The sequence below is a fragment of the Pseudomonas sp. 14P_8.1_Bac3 genome, from assembly GCF_025466085.1.
Classification (GTDB): Bacteria; Pseudomonadota; Gammaproteobacteria; order Pseudomonadales; family Pseudomonadaceae; genus Aquipseudomonas.
Genome location: NZ_JANLOD010000078.1, coordinates 14,402 through 30,610, shown reverse-complemented (window position 1 = coordinate 30,610; position 16,209 = coordinate 14,402). Strand labels below are relative to the sequence as shown.

At 62.1% G+C, this 16,209-nt stretch carries 13 protein-coding genes; all 13 read right to left on the bottom strand.

Features of this window, described 5'->3' with window-relative positions:
- Positions 1-4: 4 nt before the first annotated feature.
- The 13 genes from NTD84_RS28755 to glnE all read right to left on the bottom strand — a co-directional run bounded on the left by NTD84_RS28755 (position 5) and on the right by glnE (position 16,191).
- On the bottom strand, positions 5-1,438 hold the full coding sequence (locus NTD84_RS28755; protein ID WP_262172437.1) for a PIG-L deacetylase family protein: 1,434 nt from the start codon (positions 1,436-1,438) through the stop codon (positions 5-7).
- An 8-nt stretch (positions 1,439-1,446) separates the two neighbouring features.
- Positions 1,447-2,343 carry an antimicrobial resistance protein Mig-14 gene (locus NTD84_RS28750; RefSeq protein ID WP_262172436.1) on the bottom strand — a complete coding sequence of 299 codons (897 nt, stop codon included), beginning with the start codon at positions 2,341-2,343 and terminating at the stop codon, positions 1,447-1,449.
- Positions 2,343-3,473 carry a glycosyltransferase gene (locus NTD84_RS28745; RefSeq protein WP_262172435.1) on the bottom strand — a complete coding sequence of 377 codons (1,131 nt, stop codon included), beginning with the start codon at positions 3,471-3,473 and terminating at the stop codon, positions 2,343-2,345. The genes NTD84_RS28750 and NTD84_RS28745 overlap by 1 nt, the downstream gene beginning before the upstream one ends.
- Complete coding sequence (locus NTD84_RS28740) at positions 3,457-5,214, bottom strand: carbamoyltransferase (protein ID WP_262172434.1); 1,758 nt, start codon at positions 5,212-5,214, stop codon at positions 3,457-3,459. The genes NTD84_RS28745 and NTD84_RS28740 overlap by 17 nt, the downstream gene beginning before the upstream one ends.
- A 173-nt stretch (positions 5,215-5,387) precedes the next feature.
- Complete coding sequence (locus NTD84_RS28735) at positions 5,388-5,723, bottom strand: YceK/YidQ family lipoprotein (RefSeq protein ID WP_262172433.1); 336 nt, start codon at positions 5,721-5,723, stop codon at positions 5,388-5,390.
- A 229-nt stretch (positions 5,724-5,952) separates the two neighbouring features.
- Positions 5,953-7,404, bottom strand: a complete 1,452-nt coding sequence (locus NTD84_RS28730) for a lipopolysaccharide kinase InaA family protein (protein ID WP_262172432.1) — start codon at positions 7,402-7,404, stop codon at positions 5,953-5,955.
- Positions 7,404-8,156 (bottom strand): lipopolysaccharide kinase InaA family protein, encoded by a 753-nt coding sequence (locus tag NTD84_RS28725; protein WP_262172430.1) that lies wholly within the window; start codon positions 8,154-8,156, stop codon positions 7,404-7,406. Before NTD84_RS28725 ends, NTD84_RS28730 begins: the two co-directional genes overlap by 1 nt.
- Positions 8,153-8,887: a lipopolysaccharide kinase InaA family protein gene (locus NTD84_RS28720; RefSeq protein WP_262172429.1), complete on the bottom strand. Its 735-nt coding sequence runs from the start codon at positions 8,885-8,887 to the stop codon at positions 8,153-8,155. The genes NTD84_RS28725 and NTD84_RS28720 overlap by 4 nt, the downstream gene beginning before the upstream one ends.
- Complete coding sequence (gene rfaP, locus NTD84_RS28715) at positions 8,887-9,693, bottom strand: lipopolysaccharide core heptose(I) kinase RfaP (protein WP_262172428.1); 807 nt, start codon at positions 9,691-9,693, stop codon at positions 8,887-8,889. Before rfaP ends, NTD84_RS28720 begins: the two co-directional genes overlap by 1 nt.
- Positions 9,693-10,814 (bottom strand): glycosyltransferase family 4 protein, encoded by a 1,122-nt coding sequence (locus NTD84_RS28710; protein WP_262172427.1) that lies wholly within the window; start codon positions 10,812-10,814, stop codon positions 9,693-9,695. Before NTD84_RS28710 ends, rfaP begins: the two co-directional genes overlap by 1 nt.
- Entirely contained in the window at positions 10,814-11,875 is a 1,062-nt protein-coding gene (gene waaC, locus NTD84_RS28705) for a lipopolysaccharide heptosyltransferase I (protein ID WP_262172426.1), read from the bottom strand. The genes NTD84_RS28710 and waaC overlap by 1 nt, the downstream gene beginning before the upstream one ends.
- A 1-nt stretch (position 11,876) precedes the next feature.
- Positions 11,877-12,911 carry a lipopolysaccharide heptosyltransferase II gene (waaF, locus tag NTD84_RS28700; RefSeq protein ID WP_262172425.1) on the bottom strand — a complete coding sequence of 345 codons (1,035 nt, stop codon included), beginning with the start codon at positions 12,909-12,911 and terminating at the stop codon, positions 11,877-11,879.
- A gap of 340 nt (positions 12,912-13,251) precedes the next feature.
- Positions 13,252-16,191 carry a bifunctional [glutamate--ammonia ligase]-adenylyl-L-tyrosine phosphorylase/[glutamate--ammonia-ligase] adenylyltransferase gene (gene glnE, locus NTD84_RS28695; protein ID WP_262172424.1) on the bottom strand — a complete coding sequence of 980 codons (2,940 nt, stop codon included), beginning with the start codon at positions 16,189-16,191 and terminating at the stop codon, positions 13,252-13,254.
- Between the last annotated feature and the right edge of the window lie 18 nt (positions 16,192-16,209).

Genomic DNA, 16,209 nt, shown 5'->3' with positions numbered 1-16,209 from the left:
TACTTCAGTTCTGCTGCCCGGATGTTTCAACCTGCTGCAGGAGCCAGAACAGCTCTTGGCGTCTGACCGCCTTGCGAAAGAACTCATTCTCACCATAGAGGGGCGGCACTCTACTGGCCAAGAGCCACTGTATCAACCGCCGCAGGCGCCGCTTGAACGGCATGCGCGGCTGCAAGTCGTGCATCATTGCCAGCGCCATGGCCTTATCACGCTGAAGCGTCGGTGGCACCGGCAGGCAGAACGGCTGCATGGGCAGCGAAGCATCGAAAGCCGGCGGCAGCGCAATGCCATGCCCGGCATCGCCCATGGGCCAGCGATCGTTGTCATGCAAATGGTTGGCATAACCGAGCAACGTGGTCGGCTGCCAGTCGAGGCCTCGAAGCGCTTCCAGAACCGCTTGCTGAGCGCAGATGTGGTCCGGGTGCGGATCGAACGTCGGGTGCGGCAACACGATGACTTCGGGGCGAGCGCGTAGCAGCAATTCGCGCAGATCGGCCAGCAGGTTATTCCAGGTCGGCGCACCATCGACGTCGCCCGGCAGGGCAAAGGGGTTCAACTGACGGAACAATCGCGTGTCATCCATCTCCGCTTCACGCGAACCCACGGGTCTGGATGGCGCGGCCTGCATCCCCGCCAGTTGCAGGCAGAAATAGCCCAACTGCACGCAATGAGCTTCCGGCACCCCCGCCCAGCGTGGCACGGCGATGCTGTCCCAGGCGCGCAACCGCCCTTTCAAACGTGCCGCCTCGACCTTGTTCAGGCCGATCTGCCGATAATGATCCGCTTCGATTTCACCTGCAGTAAGGGTGACGATCCAGGCTTCGTCCGCCTGACTGTACAAACCGTAGGCTGCCAGCTCGGCGTCGTCCGCGTGAGGGGCGATCACCATTACACGTTGACGGCGGTAATCCGGCTGTTCGAACGCCCAGAGCACGGGTTCGCCCAGCACCCGGCAAAAACGTCCGCGCAAACGCAGCTCACCCCGGGACAGCACTTGCGCCTGACCACTGAGATTGAGATAGCGCAAGCCGTTGGCGCCGCGCTCGAAGGTTTGCCGATCAGGATTGTCGCCACCCGCCAACTCGACGAACGGGTCGATAAAGCGTCCGAGCCAGGTGCTTTTGACCCGCAGCGCCAGGATCAGCGTCGCGTCGTCCACCAGCATGACACCGTCATCCAGACGCAAACGCTCTCCGTCCAGATGAATCTTCGGTTGCGGGGTGTAGGGCGGAAAGCTGTACGCGTAATCGTCCTTGGGCGAATAAAACAAATGGTCGGCGAACCAGGCTTCGTGAGCGATCCAGCCGAGGACCGCGAGCACCAGCGGCAGCCACCAGGCCACCAGGACGCCAATACCGATCAACAGCACCAGGGCGATCAACAGGCCGATGCGTTTGTTGCGCCGGTGGCGCTTGAGCAATTGCTGTTTGCGGCTCATGGGTGGGCTCATACGGTGAAGACCGGCACAGGATTGCACCAGCGGTCCTTGTATTCACGGTCGGCGCGACCGAAGGAAAAGCGCAGGGGCTTGTCCAGCGCACGTGCATGCTCCCAGGCGCTTTGGGTATTGAGAAAACTCAGGACGCTACCAGGGCTGAATTCGCGGGTCTCGGGGTCAACGCCGCCATTGATGTACTCGACACTGATCCATTGCGGCGCTTCGACGCGGTACACCAGTTGAATCGCGATCGGCGCATCGTTGAGGAAGATCACCGAGCCGATCAGCAAATCACGCAATAGCTCGATCACCTCAGCCATGCGCTCGGCCCCGGTCGCCGGAAAACCCCAACGGCGCTGGAACAAATCGCAGTAGATCGCCGCCAGTTCGCCACTGGAGAATCCGCTGACCGGCCGCACCACGCCGCCCGCCTCCTCCAGCAAGCGCAATTCACGGCGCTGGTTATAGCGAAACTTTTTCGACAGTTCTTCTGGTGTGCGGGCCATGGCCAGTTGTTCCGCCTGCAACCTGATGCCGCTGAAGCGACCTTCATTCAGTGCGGACAAATAACGTGCGCGATGGCGCAGGGGGGCTTGGGTATCGACGGCGGCGGGCAGGATCAGCTCGGCATTACCGAGGTCGAACAGTCCTTTTTTACCGCGGCGCTTGAGCACGTCCTTGGACAAGGCCAGGTCGCGGCCCCAGGTCGGAATGGCCGCCTGAATTTCGCCATTCGGTGCCCAGCCGAGGTAGCGCACCGGAATGCCAGCCAACTGCGCCAGGCGCTCGACCACCATGGGGTGAGTGGCGACACTGCCGCCATAGTGTTGCCAGGTCTCGGCGTACGTCGAGGCGTCGATCACTGCCCAACCACGTTCGCGCCAGCCTTGGAATCGGTTGAGCATCAACCCCTCACCGTCAGTTCGGTGACGATCGGCAAATGCCAGAAAGCATCGCGCACCGCGCGATCGGAGAAGCGCTCCCGCAAACGGTCAAGCATCAGTTCGGCGCACTGACGACGCTGCAGGTCATCCATGGCGGCCAGATGTTGCAGGCCTTGCGCCAGGCGCTCGACATCGCCCAGCGGAAACAGAATGCCGACACCTTCGACCACTTCCTTCGCCCCGCCACACGCCGTCGCCAGCAGGGGCACACCGGCGGCCATGGCCTCCAGCAGCACCATGCCGAACGGCTCGTGATCGGAACTCAAGGCAAACACATCGAAGGCACGGAAATAGCGACGAGCCTCAGGTACCTGACCAAGGAACAGCACGCGATCGCCAATCCCCAGCTCCCGAGCCATGGCCTTGAGCTCATGCTCCAGACGGCCAATCCCGAGAATCACCAACTGACTGTTGGCTGGCAACTTCGGTAACGCCGCAGCAAAACCGTGCAATAACGTGGTCTGGTCCTTGTCCGGGTGCAGCCTGCCCACGTTGCCGATCACCCACGCATCCATCGACAACCCCAGGGTTTCCCGCGCTTCGCGCACGGAGACATGGCTGTCCTGCAAGGCTTGCACATCGATGCGGTTATGGAGGGTCTGAATCCGCTCAGCCGGCCATTTTGGCAGGCATATGCGAATATCGTCGCGCACGGCGTCAGAGACTCCGAGCAGGCTCAAGCGCTTGCGGAAAAAATTGGCGAAGAATTTGCGGGTGCCACGCGCGTAGTCGTCAAACGCGTGATGCACGCCGATCACCGGCAACGAGGTGCCGAGCAAAGCAATGTAGAGCGGCTTGAATCGGTGGGCGATGCAGAAGCTGAAGTTGCGCGAGGCGGCGATCTTGCGCAGATCGGCAATGGCGCCCAGCTTCAGGCCACGAATGGCCCTGGAACTGTATTCCATGAACAGCACTTCATCAGAAGCGCAGGCCGCGGCGACCTCAGCATCGGCCTCCCCGGTCAGGAACACCGTGGTCACTCGATAGCCGGATCCCGCGAACAGACTGGCGTACTGCCGGGCGCAGTCCAGAAACGGACCGTCATAGCCGTGACAGAACTGCAGCACATGGCGTTCAGCCGAGCGTGTCATATGCGTTCGCGCCCTCTTTGACCACCAGAATGTCTTCCATGATCAGATACTGTAGGTCGGAACCGAAGAACATGTTCAGGGCATCCGTCGGCGAGCAGATCATCGGTTCACCACGACGGTTGAGCGAAGTGTTCAGCGATACGCCGTTGCCAGTCAGGACTTCGAGCGCTTTCATCATGTCGTAGTAGCGCGGGTTGTATTCACGCTTGAGCACCTGGGCCCGGGACGTGCCGTCTTCGTGGACAACTTCGGGCACCCGGGTCTTCCACTCTTCCGCCACTTCAAAGGTGAAGGTCATGAACGGCGCCGGGTGATCGATCTTGATCATCTGCGGGGCAACAGTGTCGAGCATCGAGGGGCAGAAAGGCCTCCAACGCTCGCGGAACTTGATCTGGTGGTTGATGCGATCGGCCACGCCGGTCGCGCTCGGGCACCCGATGATAGAACGCCCGCCCAAGGCACGCGGACCGAACTCCATGCGCCCCTGGAACCAGGCCACCGGGTTGCCGTCGACCATGATTTTGGCGATGTTTTCCGGCATGTTCTCGAGCTTGCGCCATACCGGCTTGCTCGGGTGACGGGCGCAGGCCGCGAGTACGTCTTCGTTGCTGTACGACGGGCCGAGGTAAACGTGTTCCATCTTCTCGACCGGCACGCCACGGGCGTGGGACACGTAAGCGGCCGCACCGACCGCAGTGCCGGCATCGCCGGACGCAGGTTGCACGAACAGCTCCTTGACGTCATCGCGGGCGATGATTTTCTGGTTCAGCTTGACGTTCAACGCACAGCCGCCAGCGAAAGCCAGCTTGCCGGTTTCCTTGAGCACGTCGCCCAGGTAGTAGTCGATCATCTGCAGCGAGATCTTTTCGAACAGCGCTTGCATGCTCGCGGCGTAGTGGATGTAAGGCTCGTCAGCGATGTCGCCTTCGCGCTTCGGCCCCAGCCACTCGATCAGCTTCGGCGAAAAGTAGAAACCCTTGCCCTTCTCTTTATAGCGACGCAGACCGATGACGTTGGCGTAGTCGGTGTTGATCACCAGCTCACCGTTCTCGAAGGAAGCCAGGCGCGAAAAATCGTATTTGCTGGCGTCGCCGTACGGCGCCATGCCCATGACCTTGAACTCGCCGTCGAGCATTTCGAAACCGAGGAACTCGGTGATCGCACCGTACAGGCCACCGAGGGAGTCCGGATCGAAGAATTCCTTGATCTTGTGGATCTTGCCGTTTTCGCCGTAGCCGAAGAAGGTCGTGGCGTATTCACCCTTGCCGTCGATCCCGAGGATCGCGGTTTTTTCTTTGAAACCGGAGCAGTGGTAAGCGCTGGAGGCGTGGGCCAGGTGGTGTTCGACCGGCTCGATCTTGATCTTCTTCGGATCGAAACCCAGTTGTTCGAGGCACCAGACGATCTTGTTGCGATAGCGTTTGTAGCGACGATTGCCCATCAGGATCGCGTCAAGGGCGCGGTCCGGGGCATACCAGTAACGCTTGGCGTAGTGCCAGCGGGCCTTGCCGAACAGGCTGATCGGCGCAAACGGAATTGCCACCACGTCAACGTCGGAGGGCTTGATACCGGCCTGCTCGAGGCAGAACTTCGCCGATTCGTAAGGCATGCGGTTCTTTGCGTGTTTATCGCGCACGAAGCGCTCTTCTTCCGCCGCTGCGACCAGTTTGCCGTCGATGTACAGGGCTGCGGAAGGATCATGGCTAAGGGCGCCGGACAGGCCAAGAATCGTCAATGCCACAGGGGTCTAGCCTCTTAAGTCTGCATGCAGGCGCAACGCGCCTCAAAATGAATGTGCCCTCGCAAGGGGCGAGAGACAGCTAAAGGGCGGGATTATAGCGTAAACATGGCAGGAATGAGCCTACGGGTTATCAGTGCCACCCAGATGATTTCGTATGAAGTGATTGCCTGGATTCATCGGCGAGCCGGCCGCCAGTAGATACTGAGGCTGCCATCCGCAGCCTGGCGGTAGATCGTGTAAGGCAGGGCAACCGTGTCGAACGCTCCCGACAGGGTCAGGTCCAGCAGCACGAACGGGACCAGGAAGCCGGTGGGATCGGGCGGCGCATTCAAAATACAAAAATCGTGGGCCAGGCCGCTATAGATGCGCGGAATGGACTGACAGTAGGTCTTTTGCTTCCTGAGGCCGCGCGCGGCGCCCTCGTCATTCTGCAACACCGTGAGAGCGGTTCCGCAGCCCGATAACAGCAATGAACAGGTGCCAAGCGTGACAGCCGATTTAATAGACAAGACTTGCCCTCCGAGAACGTCAGGCAAACTAGCATCGTGACTATGGGAGGCCCAGTTCATGGGGTCTGTAGATCATGTAGGACATGTCACAAGAACCTGTCCCGATTTGACAGGCCGAGGGGTGGATTGGGTTTTCCGGCCACATCGCCGTAAAGCCGGGTCCTACAGGATCTGCGGTAAACGCTCCCGCCGCCGATCCTGCAGGAGCGAGCCTGCTCGCGATAGGGGTTCAGCCAGCGCTGGCGATGTCCTTGGGCAACCGCTGATCGATCACCTGATACAACGCGCTACCCTCAGGCCAGTTACGCATGAACCGCGCCCGATCCCGTGCATACGCCGGTGCGAAGCTGCTCAGCGAACCGTGCTGGCACATCGCATCCAGATCGATCAGCGCCCAGCGATCTTCCTGCCAGAACAGGTTATGCCCCTTGAAGTCGCCGTGACTGATCCGCTCGCGAATCAGCTCCGCGAACAGATGATCCAGCGCCACCAGCTCGGCCTCGGGGGCGTCGCCGCTCTCAACGTACGGCGCGAATCGCTCGATGATGTCCGGCCCCGGCAGGTGCTCGGTCACCAGATACGCCCGGCTGCGCAACCAGAGGAAGCGCTTTTCCAGCACAGCCAACGGTTTCGGCGTGGCGATACCAAGGAACGTCAGGCGATTGCCTTCACGCCAGGAATGCCAGGCACGGCTTGGGCGCCAGAAGCGTTTGAGCCAGTGGGCGAATCCCTTGATGTTGTAACGCTTGATCACCAGCGTCCGACCGGCCGCCACGACTTTTCCGACACTCGCCGCGCCGCCGGTCTTGTACAAGTGGCCCTGATCGAGCAGTGCATCAGCCTGCTCCAGCACGGGCAGCATGGCCGCCTCTTCTTCGCGACGAATCGCCCGCAGGCCGAATGGCCCGCGTTGCACACTGAACAACGTGCACTCACGCCCCACCTTGATCAGGAAGTCCTTGAGCCGCCAACTGCGCACCTTGTCGATCTGCTTCTGCAACGCCTCCATCGGCAAGGCGTGCTCGCCGTTGCTCAGGAGGTAATAGACCAGCAATTCTTCGGTGAACGGCTCCAGCGATCTGGGCAACTGGGCGAAAAACACCCCGAGGTTTTCCAGGACTTTCTGCCGTGACAGCGGCTGACCCGGGGTTTCGCTGCGGATCCCGGCGCCATCAATCAAATACAGGCGGCCGCGTTGACGCAGCAGGTTGTCCAGGTGCAGGTCTTCCTGCCACAACCCTTTGCGGTGCATCTGACCGATCGCACCCAGCGCCTCGGCCAATACAGCCCCCTGCCCGTCCGCGAGCACCGGCAAGTGCTCGACCTGTTTCCAGGTATCACCGAGGCTTTCGGCGCCCTCCAGGAAATCGAACAACAGCCAGCCACCCTCGCCCTCCTTCAGGCCATCGGCCAGCAATGGCGGCGTGGTCAATCCCTGGGCGGCGAGCAGACGCACGCCGTCCCGCTCACGTTGAAAATGCCGCGCCGCCTTGCTGCCGACCAGCAATTTGGCCAGTACCGGGCGGCCACGCCAGACACCGGCACCGACATAACGCTGGCCCGGCAACACCCGTAACAGGCTCAACAGCTGCAACTGCGCCGGCCCGGCGGCATCCGCCAGCGGAATGCTCAGGGGCAGCTGAGGATGGCGACCGGCGTTCTTGAGTTCAGACAAACGCATCAATTCGCCCTCTTGTAGCGACGCCGCACGGTCAATCGCGCCAGCCAGCTATCGATCAGCGCACTGTCCTGCGGTTGATCCAGATAGGCGGACAGCAACTCGCGCAGCTGCGCTTCGCTCCACTCGCGCGCCCTTCGAGTCAGCGGCTCGAGGTCCTTGACCCGGTCACGGTGACCGAACAGCAGCGGTCGGGTTTTTTCCAGGTCGATCAACTGGGCCGAGTACCCGTCGCCGGTGGCCTGGAGAAAAATGTGCTTGGGGTAGAAGCAGCCGTGAACCTGGCGTGCGCCGTGCAGGCGCCGAGCCAGCAGCCCGCAGGCCTTCAAAATGGCCGAATGCTGCGCCGGGCTCAGATCCGACCAGCGTTCCAACAGTGAATCCAGGTCGTTCCAACCGTCCAGTGCGCGGGTCAAGAGGACGGCCCGGACCTCGCCATTGACCTTGCGCTCACCGAAGAACACCGCCTTCAGCGCCGGAATGCCAAGCTTTTCATAGCGGCTGATGTTGCGGAATTCCCGGGCAAAGCTGGGTTCGCCAAACGGCGCGTGCAAGGTGCGCATCAGATAATTGCTTTGGCGCTTGAGGTAGTAGCCGTGACCTTCAAGGTCCAGTCGAAACACACTGCTCCAGCCACCGCGCGCGGTGTTGGGCTCATCCACAGCTTCAAGCTTGCGGGCCCACAGTGCATCGAAGGTGCCGAGGTCGTGACGCTCCAGGAGCGCACGGTCTTCAGCGGCCAGAAAATCAGTCATTCGCGTCCCTCGAAAAATCTCACCACGTGCCGGATCCGCTTTTTATCGGCGGCATTGAGCCGGGTCCGCTGGCGGTATTGCAGGTAAAAACGCAGGCGCTGAGTGGCCGACAAGTGATATTTGGCGACCTTGTCGAGGCAGGCCAGGTCCTTGGTGATGCGGTACTTGAGCCAGAAACCGCGCCAGAAATCACCGTTGGGGCAGTCGATCAGGAACAGCCGCGCCTCGTCGTCGACCAGCAGGTTGCGCCACTTCAGATCGTTATGGGTGAAGCGATTGTCGTGCATGGTCCGGGTGTAACCGGCCAGTTGTCGGCTGATGCCATCGACCCAGGCGCGATCCGCCAGCTTCGGGTCATCCCGCTCAGCCAGCGCATTGAGGTCTTCGGTATGCGGCAATTCCAGGGTGATCATCGCCCCGCGGTCATAGGCGGCACCGCGCCGCTCCAGTCCCCAGGCCACCACTTCCGCGGTGGGAATGCCCCACTTGGCAAAACGCTTGAGGTTCTGCCATTCCATTTTCACTCGCGGCTTGCCGAGATAACGACGCAAGCCCTTGCCCGCGCCAACGTAGCGCTTGACGTAATAATTGACGCCTTTGCGCTGCACGCGGACGACTTCGGACAATGGATCGCGGGTCAGTTGCTCCCCCTTGAGGGCGAATACCGCTTCGAGGCTGCCAAAGTCTTCGGCCAGATCGCTGTAAGCAGGTTCCAGTTTCCAGCCCGACATCAGAGCGCGTCCCCGTATCGCTGTTTACGGTCATAGAGTTTGTTGGCCTTGCCTTCGAGCCAGCCGAGCAACGCGGCTTCTTCAGCAAGGATCTGCCGCAGCGGTTGCTGGAAGTAGCCCTTGAGGAAACGCAGCTTGTCGCGCTGGGTCAGGCCGATGTCCAGGGCCGAGAAGTACAGTGCCGCCAGATCCTTGTTGCGCCAGCGCTGGGTGATCGCCGGGCGGGTCTGGGCGCGGTGCAGATCGATCACCGAGAGCTTGAAGTCGTCAGGCGTCACCGGTTTGTCGGTGTGCAGCAGGAAGTGGCAGATGTAGCAGTCGCGGTGATTGACCCCGGCGCGGTGCATCATGCCGGTCATGCGCGCGACTTCGGCGATCAGCGCGCGCTTGAGCCTGGGCTGCGGCGGCTGCCTGACCCAGTCGATGCTGAAATCTTCGAGGCTGACCGTCGGTGCCAGCTCTTCGGTGATGATGAACGAATGCTGGTCCGCCGGGTTGCTGCCTTTCTCGCCATAAGCCACGGCGGTCATGGTCGGCACGCCAACCTCCTGCAGGCGCTGAATGGCTTGCCATTCCTGGCCCGCGCCGAGTACGGGCAGCTTGGCGGTCAGCAGGTTCTTGAAGATCTCGCCCCAGCCGATGCCCCGGTGGATCTTCACGAAAAACCCGTTGCCGTCCACCTCGGTGCGCAGCGTCCGCCGGGCCTCAAGCTCGCGGTACACCTCGCCCTGCAGCCCTTCGACTTCGGCGAACGGGTCGCGTCCGGTCCAAAGGCTTTTGAACGGTTCAGCCAGCATCAACTTCATTAAGCGTGCTCCGCCAGAATCACATCGGCCGCGCGCTGCGGCATGCTGTAGAGGTCGGCCGTCTCAGCGAAGGCCAGGCCGTTGCGGCTCCAGGCCGCCCGTGCATTTGCGTCGTTCAACATGCCGGTCAGGTAGTGCGTCAGCTGCGCCTGATCGAACGGCTCGTCCAGCACCAGACCGGCGTCGGCCTCGGCGATGTAATGGGCATAACCACAGACCGCGCTCACCAGCACCGGCAAACCGGCGACCAACGCTTCGAGCAACACGGTCCCGGTGTTTTCGTTGTACGCCGGGTGGATCAGCAGGTCGGCCCCGAGCAGGAAACGCGGGATATCACTGCGGCCCTTGAGGAACGTCACGTTGTCGCCGAGCCCCAACGTGGCGCTCTGCATCTGGAACAATTTGGGGTCGTCCTGGCCAATTACAAACAGCCGGGTGCGTTTCTTCAGATCAGCGGGCAATGCGGCCAGTGCCTTGAGGCTGCGATCCACGCCCTTGGTCTTGAAGCCGGAGCCGATCTGCACCAGCAGCAGGTCGTCGTCCTTGAGGTTGAATTCACGACGAAAACCGGCGCGTATCTCGGCGGCGTTGGGCGGTGCGCGACGGTCCTGGGAAATGCCCGGCGGCAGCAGGTGGAAGCGTTCCAGCGGCGTGTCGTAATGCTTGATGAACAGTGGCTGCTGGACTTCGGAAATCATCAGCACTTCAGTCTTGGCGTCCTTGGCGAACACCGCGCGCTCGTATTCGGCGAAATGGCGATAGCGGCCCCAACGACGGTACAGCGAGTTGCGCAGGTTCTGCGCCTTGTCTTCGAAACAGCCGTCGGCGGCATAGTAAACGTCCAGGCCCGGCATTTTGTTGAAGCCGATCAGGCGGTCCACCGGACGCTTGGCCAGGTCGGCCTCCATCCACTCACTGAGTTTTTCGTTGCGCCGATGATTGAAGAACGCCTTGACCGGCGCGACCAGCACTTCGAAACCCGGTGGAATGTCGCCTTCCCAGATCAGCGTGTAGACGCGAATCTGATGACCACGCTGCTGGCATTCCAGGGCGATGCGCATGAAATCACGCTGCAAGCCGCCGAAGGGAAAGTACTTGTACAAGACGAATGCCAATTGCATCAGCGCAGCTCCTCAGCCAGTAACAACGTGCTCAGTCGGGTCGCGACACGCTCGGGATTCAGACGCGTAAAGCACAGCGGCCACTCGCGTTTCAGGTCAAACCGGCGGGCATCGTCGGCCGTCGGTTGATAGGTGCATTTCTTTTGCAGGCACGGTGCGCAGGGGAAATCGCTGGCGATGTGAATCTGCGCTTTGCCATACGCGCCGGTCAGGCCCGGATTGGTCGGGCCGAACAGCGACAGGGTCGGCACGTCGAGCGCCGCGGCGAGATGGCCGAGGCCGGTGTCGACCGCCACGCAGGCTTGCGCGCCGGCCAGCACTTTGCCGACGCCCGCCAGGTTCAGCCTGGGCAGCACTTCGACGTGGCGCATGTCCTTGGCGATGCGCTCGGCCCGGGCTTTCTCCGCGGGATTGCCCCAGGCCAGCTTCACGCCGACGCCGAGATAGCCGACACGCTCGGCCAGCTCGCGCCAGTAGGCTTCGGGCCAGTGTTTGGTGTCCCAGGTGGTGCCGTGCAGAAACAGCACGTAAGGATTCTTGCGCGGCAACTCGACCAGCCGCTCGACATTCAGACCGTAATCACCCAGGCCTTTGGGCAAGTCGTAGCCCAGGGCGATGGCGAATAACTGACGCACTCGCTCCACCGCGTGCTGGCCACGGGCAACCGCCAGGCGCCGATCATAGAAACGCGCGGCGATCGGCTCCCGTGCCGAACCTTTGTCGAGGCCCGCCACCGGCGCCTTGACGTAGCGCGTCAGCCAGGCGCTTTTCAACAGACCCTGGGCGTCAATCACCAGGTCGTATTGGCTGGCGCGAACGCTTTGCTTGAAGCGCTTCCACTCGCCGCTCTTGATGGTTTGCCAGAGGTTCTTGCGCCAGCGACGGATCGCCACCGGAATCACCTTGCCCACAGCCGGGTGCCAGGTCGGGATCTCGGCGAAACCTTCTTCCACCACCCAGTCGAACGTGATGCCGGGAATCGCCCGGGCAGCGTCGGTCAACGCCGGCAACGCATGAATCACGTCGCCCAACGAAGAAGTCTTGATCAGCAGAACCCGCAAACTATTGGACCTCGACCGCAGTGCCCTGCAACCGCTGCAAGGCTTCGTTCACCGCTTGCGGCATCAGCTGGCGCAGGCAGTTGTAATGACCGAAGCGGCACGTGCGATCGAAGCACGGGCTGCATTCGATGCCCAGGCGCACGATCTCGACATGCTCGGCCAGCGGCGGGGTGAAGCCCGGCGAGGTCGAGCCGTACACCGCCACCAATGGGCGATTCAGCGCCGCGGCGACGTGCATCAGGCCGGAGTCGTTGGACACCACCGAGTCCGCGCAGGACAGCAGGTCAATGGCCTCGGCCAAGGACGTGCCGCCGCTGAGGTTCACCGACTCTTCACGCAGGCCTGGTATCAGGCGCGCGCGGATGTCCTCGCCAACGGCGTGATCGTTTTTCGAACCGAACAGCCAGACTTGCCAGCCTTCACGAATCTTCGCCTCGGCGACCTTGGCGTAATGCTCGGACGGCCAGCGCTTGGATTCGCCAAACTCGGCACCGGGGCACAGCGCCAACACCGGACGGTCGAGGGTCAGGCCGAACTTGGCCAGCGCCGCTTCGCGGGTGACCGGGTCGATTTGCAAGGTCGGGCGAGGATAGGGTGTCGGCAGTTCGAAGCCCGGCTCGTAGGCCAGCGCCATGAAACGCTCGATCATCAGCGGGTAACGTTCTTTGTCCAGCGTGCGCACGTCGTTGAGCAGGCCGTAGCGGAATTCGCCACGCCAGCCAGTACGCTTCGGGATGCCGGCGAAGAACGGCACCAGCGCCGACTTCAGGGAATTGGGCAGCAGGATCGCCTGGTCGTACTGGCCAGCCAGGGATTTGCCGATGCGCCGGCGAGTCGCCAGTTCCAGCACCCCATGGCCGAGCGGAAAGCTCAAGGCCTGGCGGACTTCGGGCATGCGCTCAAGTATTGGCCGGCTCCACTCGGGGGCCAGGACGTCGATTTCGCATTGCGGGTGGCGTCGTTTGAGACACTGAAACAGTGTCTGCGCCATCACCATGTCACCGACCCAGCTGGGCCCAACGATCAGAATTTTCATGTGGTTTCCAAAAACGAACCGGGGAGGCATACGCCTCCCCGCCTCGAGAATCACTGCGGGAGCAGGGCTGGCTTCGATGGGTCATCACCTTCAACATGACTGTCGACTGTCACTCCGCTATCGCCGGCAAACCGGTCTTGCTCCCACATTGGGTATCTGCAGCTTAACGCTTTGCCTACTGCCTTCACTCTACACAACACAGCAACTCCACTGTAGGAGCGAGCTTGCTCGCGATGGTCGTCAACGATTACGCGGCAAGCCTGACCATCCGCGGCGATTTCTGGTTCATCGCGAGCAAGCTCGCTCCTACAGTGGATATCAAGCGTTCGAATATCCGGTTTCAGCTCAGGCCCAGCTCGCGCCAGATCCGCAACACCTGCCGCCGCTCATCCACGAACTGGTCGCCCGGTATCACCCCGGCGTCCTTCTGCAAGGCCTGCCGATGCGCGGCGGAGCGGTAGGCTTTATAGGCCTCGCGCAACAGGCTGGCGTCTTCGGCGGGCATCAGCCCTTCGTGTTCCAGCTCTTCCAGAATGCGGATATTGTCGGTCCAGCGCAGCAATGGCGGATGTGTTTGCGACCACGCCAGGGCCGCGTATTGCACCATAAATTCAATATCGACGATACCTCCGGCGTCCTGCTTGAGATCGAACGGCGCCGTGGCCTCGAAGGCATTTGCCCCGGTGCCGGCCGCGGTGCTCTTGCTGCCGAGGTTATCGCGCATCTTGGCGCGCATCTCGCTGACCTCCTGGCGCAAGGTCGCCAGGTCCCGGGATTTGCCCAATACCGCCGCGCGAACCTTCTCGAACGCCTGGCCGACATCCTGACTGCCCACCAGCACCCGCGCCCGCACCAACGCCTGATGCTCCCAGGTCCAGGCCTCATTCTCCTGATAACGGGCAAACGCCCCCAGAGAACTCACCAGCAAACCCGAGGCGCCGGACGGTCGCAGGCGCATGTCCACTTCATACAATTGACCGGAGTTGGTCTGCGCCGTGAGCAAATGGATGATCCGCTGACCGAGCCGGGTAAAGAATTGCGCGCCGTCGATCGGTTTCGGTCCGTCGGTTTCCGCCTGCGGATCGCCGTCGTGGATGAACACCAGGTCCAGGTCCGAACCATGCCCCAATTCCAGGCCCCCGACTTTGCCGTAACCGACAATGATGAAGCCGGGATCGCACAACGTCCCGTCGTTACGCAACGGCGTACCGTACTTGGCCACCGTTTGGCGCCAGGCCAGGGCCAGCACTTGCTCAAGGATCGCTTCGGCGAGCCAGGTAAGGTAATCGCTGACCTTCATCAGCGGCAGGCTACCGGCAATTTCCGAGGCGGCGACGCGCAAGCGATGCGCCAGTTTGAAATGGCGCAAAGCTTCCATCTGTTGCTCGAGGTCATCCTCGGGAATCCGCGTCAGGCGCTCGCGCAACTCGGCGGCCAGTTCCGGCGCCAACGGCGGCTTGAACAGACGGCCTTCGTTGAGCAATTCGTCGAGCAGCAGCGGGAAGCGGGTGATTTGCTCAGCGATCCACGGGCTCGCGGCGCACAAGGTCAGCAAACGCCGCAGCGCGCCGGGGTTTTCCGTCAGCAGCACCAGATACGCCGAACGCCGGGCCACCGCTTCCACCAGCGGCAGCACGCGCTCCAGCACCAGATCGGGATTGGCGTGTTCAACCGCCTGCGCCAGCAACCGCGGAATAAAGGCATCGAGGCGCTCACGGCCCAAACGCTGCATCGCCCGCAATTGCGGACTGCTGCGCAGACTGGCCAAGGCTTTCAGGGCTTTGGTGGCATCGGCGAAACCGCCCTCCTCCAACTGACGGCACGCGGCTTCTTCGTCCTGCGCCTCTTCCCACAACGGCAGCCATTCGCCGCCCACCACCACTTCGCTTTCGCCACCCTCCTCTTCGTCGGGGTCGGCGATCACCTGGCCGAAGTGCCAGGCCACCCGATCGCGCCAATGCATCAGTTGCGCATGAAAAGTATCCCAATCGCCAAAGCCCAACATAAAGGCAATGCGCGCCTGATCCTGCGCACCGTCCGGGAGCATCTGGGTCTGGCGGTCGGCAATCGCCTGGATCGCATGCTCGGTGTACCGCAGGAATTCGTAGCCTTCGCGCAGTTCGCTGATCACCGCCGGCGGCAGGTAACCCTGACCTTCGAGGGTGCTCAACACTTTTAATAGAGGACGTTGTTGCAGGCTCAGGTCGCGGCCGCCGTGGATCAGCTGAAACGCCTGGGCGATGAACTCCACCTCGCGGATCCCGCCAGAACCGAGCTTGATGTTGTCGGCCATGCCCTTGCGCCGGACTTCCTGCTGGATCAACTGCTTCATGGTGCGCAGCGCTTCGATCGCCGAGAAGTCGAGGTAACGCCGGTAAACGAACGGGCGCAGCATTTCCTGCAATTGCGCGCCGGCCACTTGGTCGCCGGCCACCACGCGCGATTTGATCATCGCGTAACGTTCCCAGTCGCGGCCCTGGTCCTGGTAATACTGCTCGAGGGCATTGAAGCTCAGGACCAAGGCGCCCGCCGAACCGTACGGTCGCAGGCGCATGTCGACGCGGAACACAAAACCGTCGACGGTCATGGGGTCCAGCGCCTTGATCAGGCGCTGGCCCAGACGGATGAAGAATTCCTGGTTATCCAGCGAGCGTTTCACACCGACGGTTTCGCCGCCCTCGGGGTAGGCAAAGATCAGGTCGATGTCCGATGACAGGTTCAGCTCGACCGCGCCGAGCTTGCCCATGCCGAGAATGACCATCTGCTGCGCTTCGCCGCTGCGCCGGCCAGTGGGCACGCCGAACTGCTGGCAATGCCGCGAGTACAACCACTGATAGGCCTGATCGATGCTGGCATCGGCCATGTCCGAGAGGTCGCGGCAGGTCTGGATCAGGTCCGCCTGGCGGGTCAGGTCGCGCCAGATGATCCGCACTTGCTGACGGGTGCGCTGGCGCCGCAGGGCGCGACCGAGTTCGTCTTCGGTGTCTGCCGAACCGACCGCCGCCGCAATCTGCGCGCACAACTCACCGGGGGTCAACGCGCGATCCAGTTCGCCGGACTGCACCAGTGCCAGCAACATCAAAGGGTCACGAATGCTCTGTTCAATCACGAAGTCGCTGGCGGCGGTGACGCGGGCGAATTGCGCCCAGCGTTCAGGCGTCCAGCCGGACAGGCCATGGTCGTCATCCAGTGCCTCGACAGCCGCACGGAACGACTGCTCGGCGCGGGTGACAAACGGCAACAGAATGCCGGGCAGTTCGGCAAGCGAAGGGAGGCTCATGGTCTATCCTTGATCGGC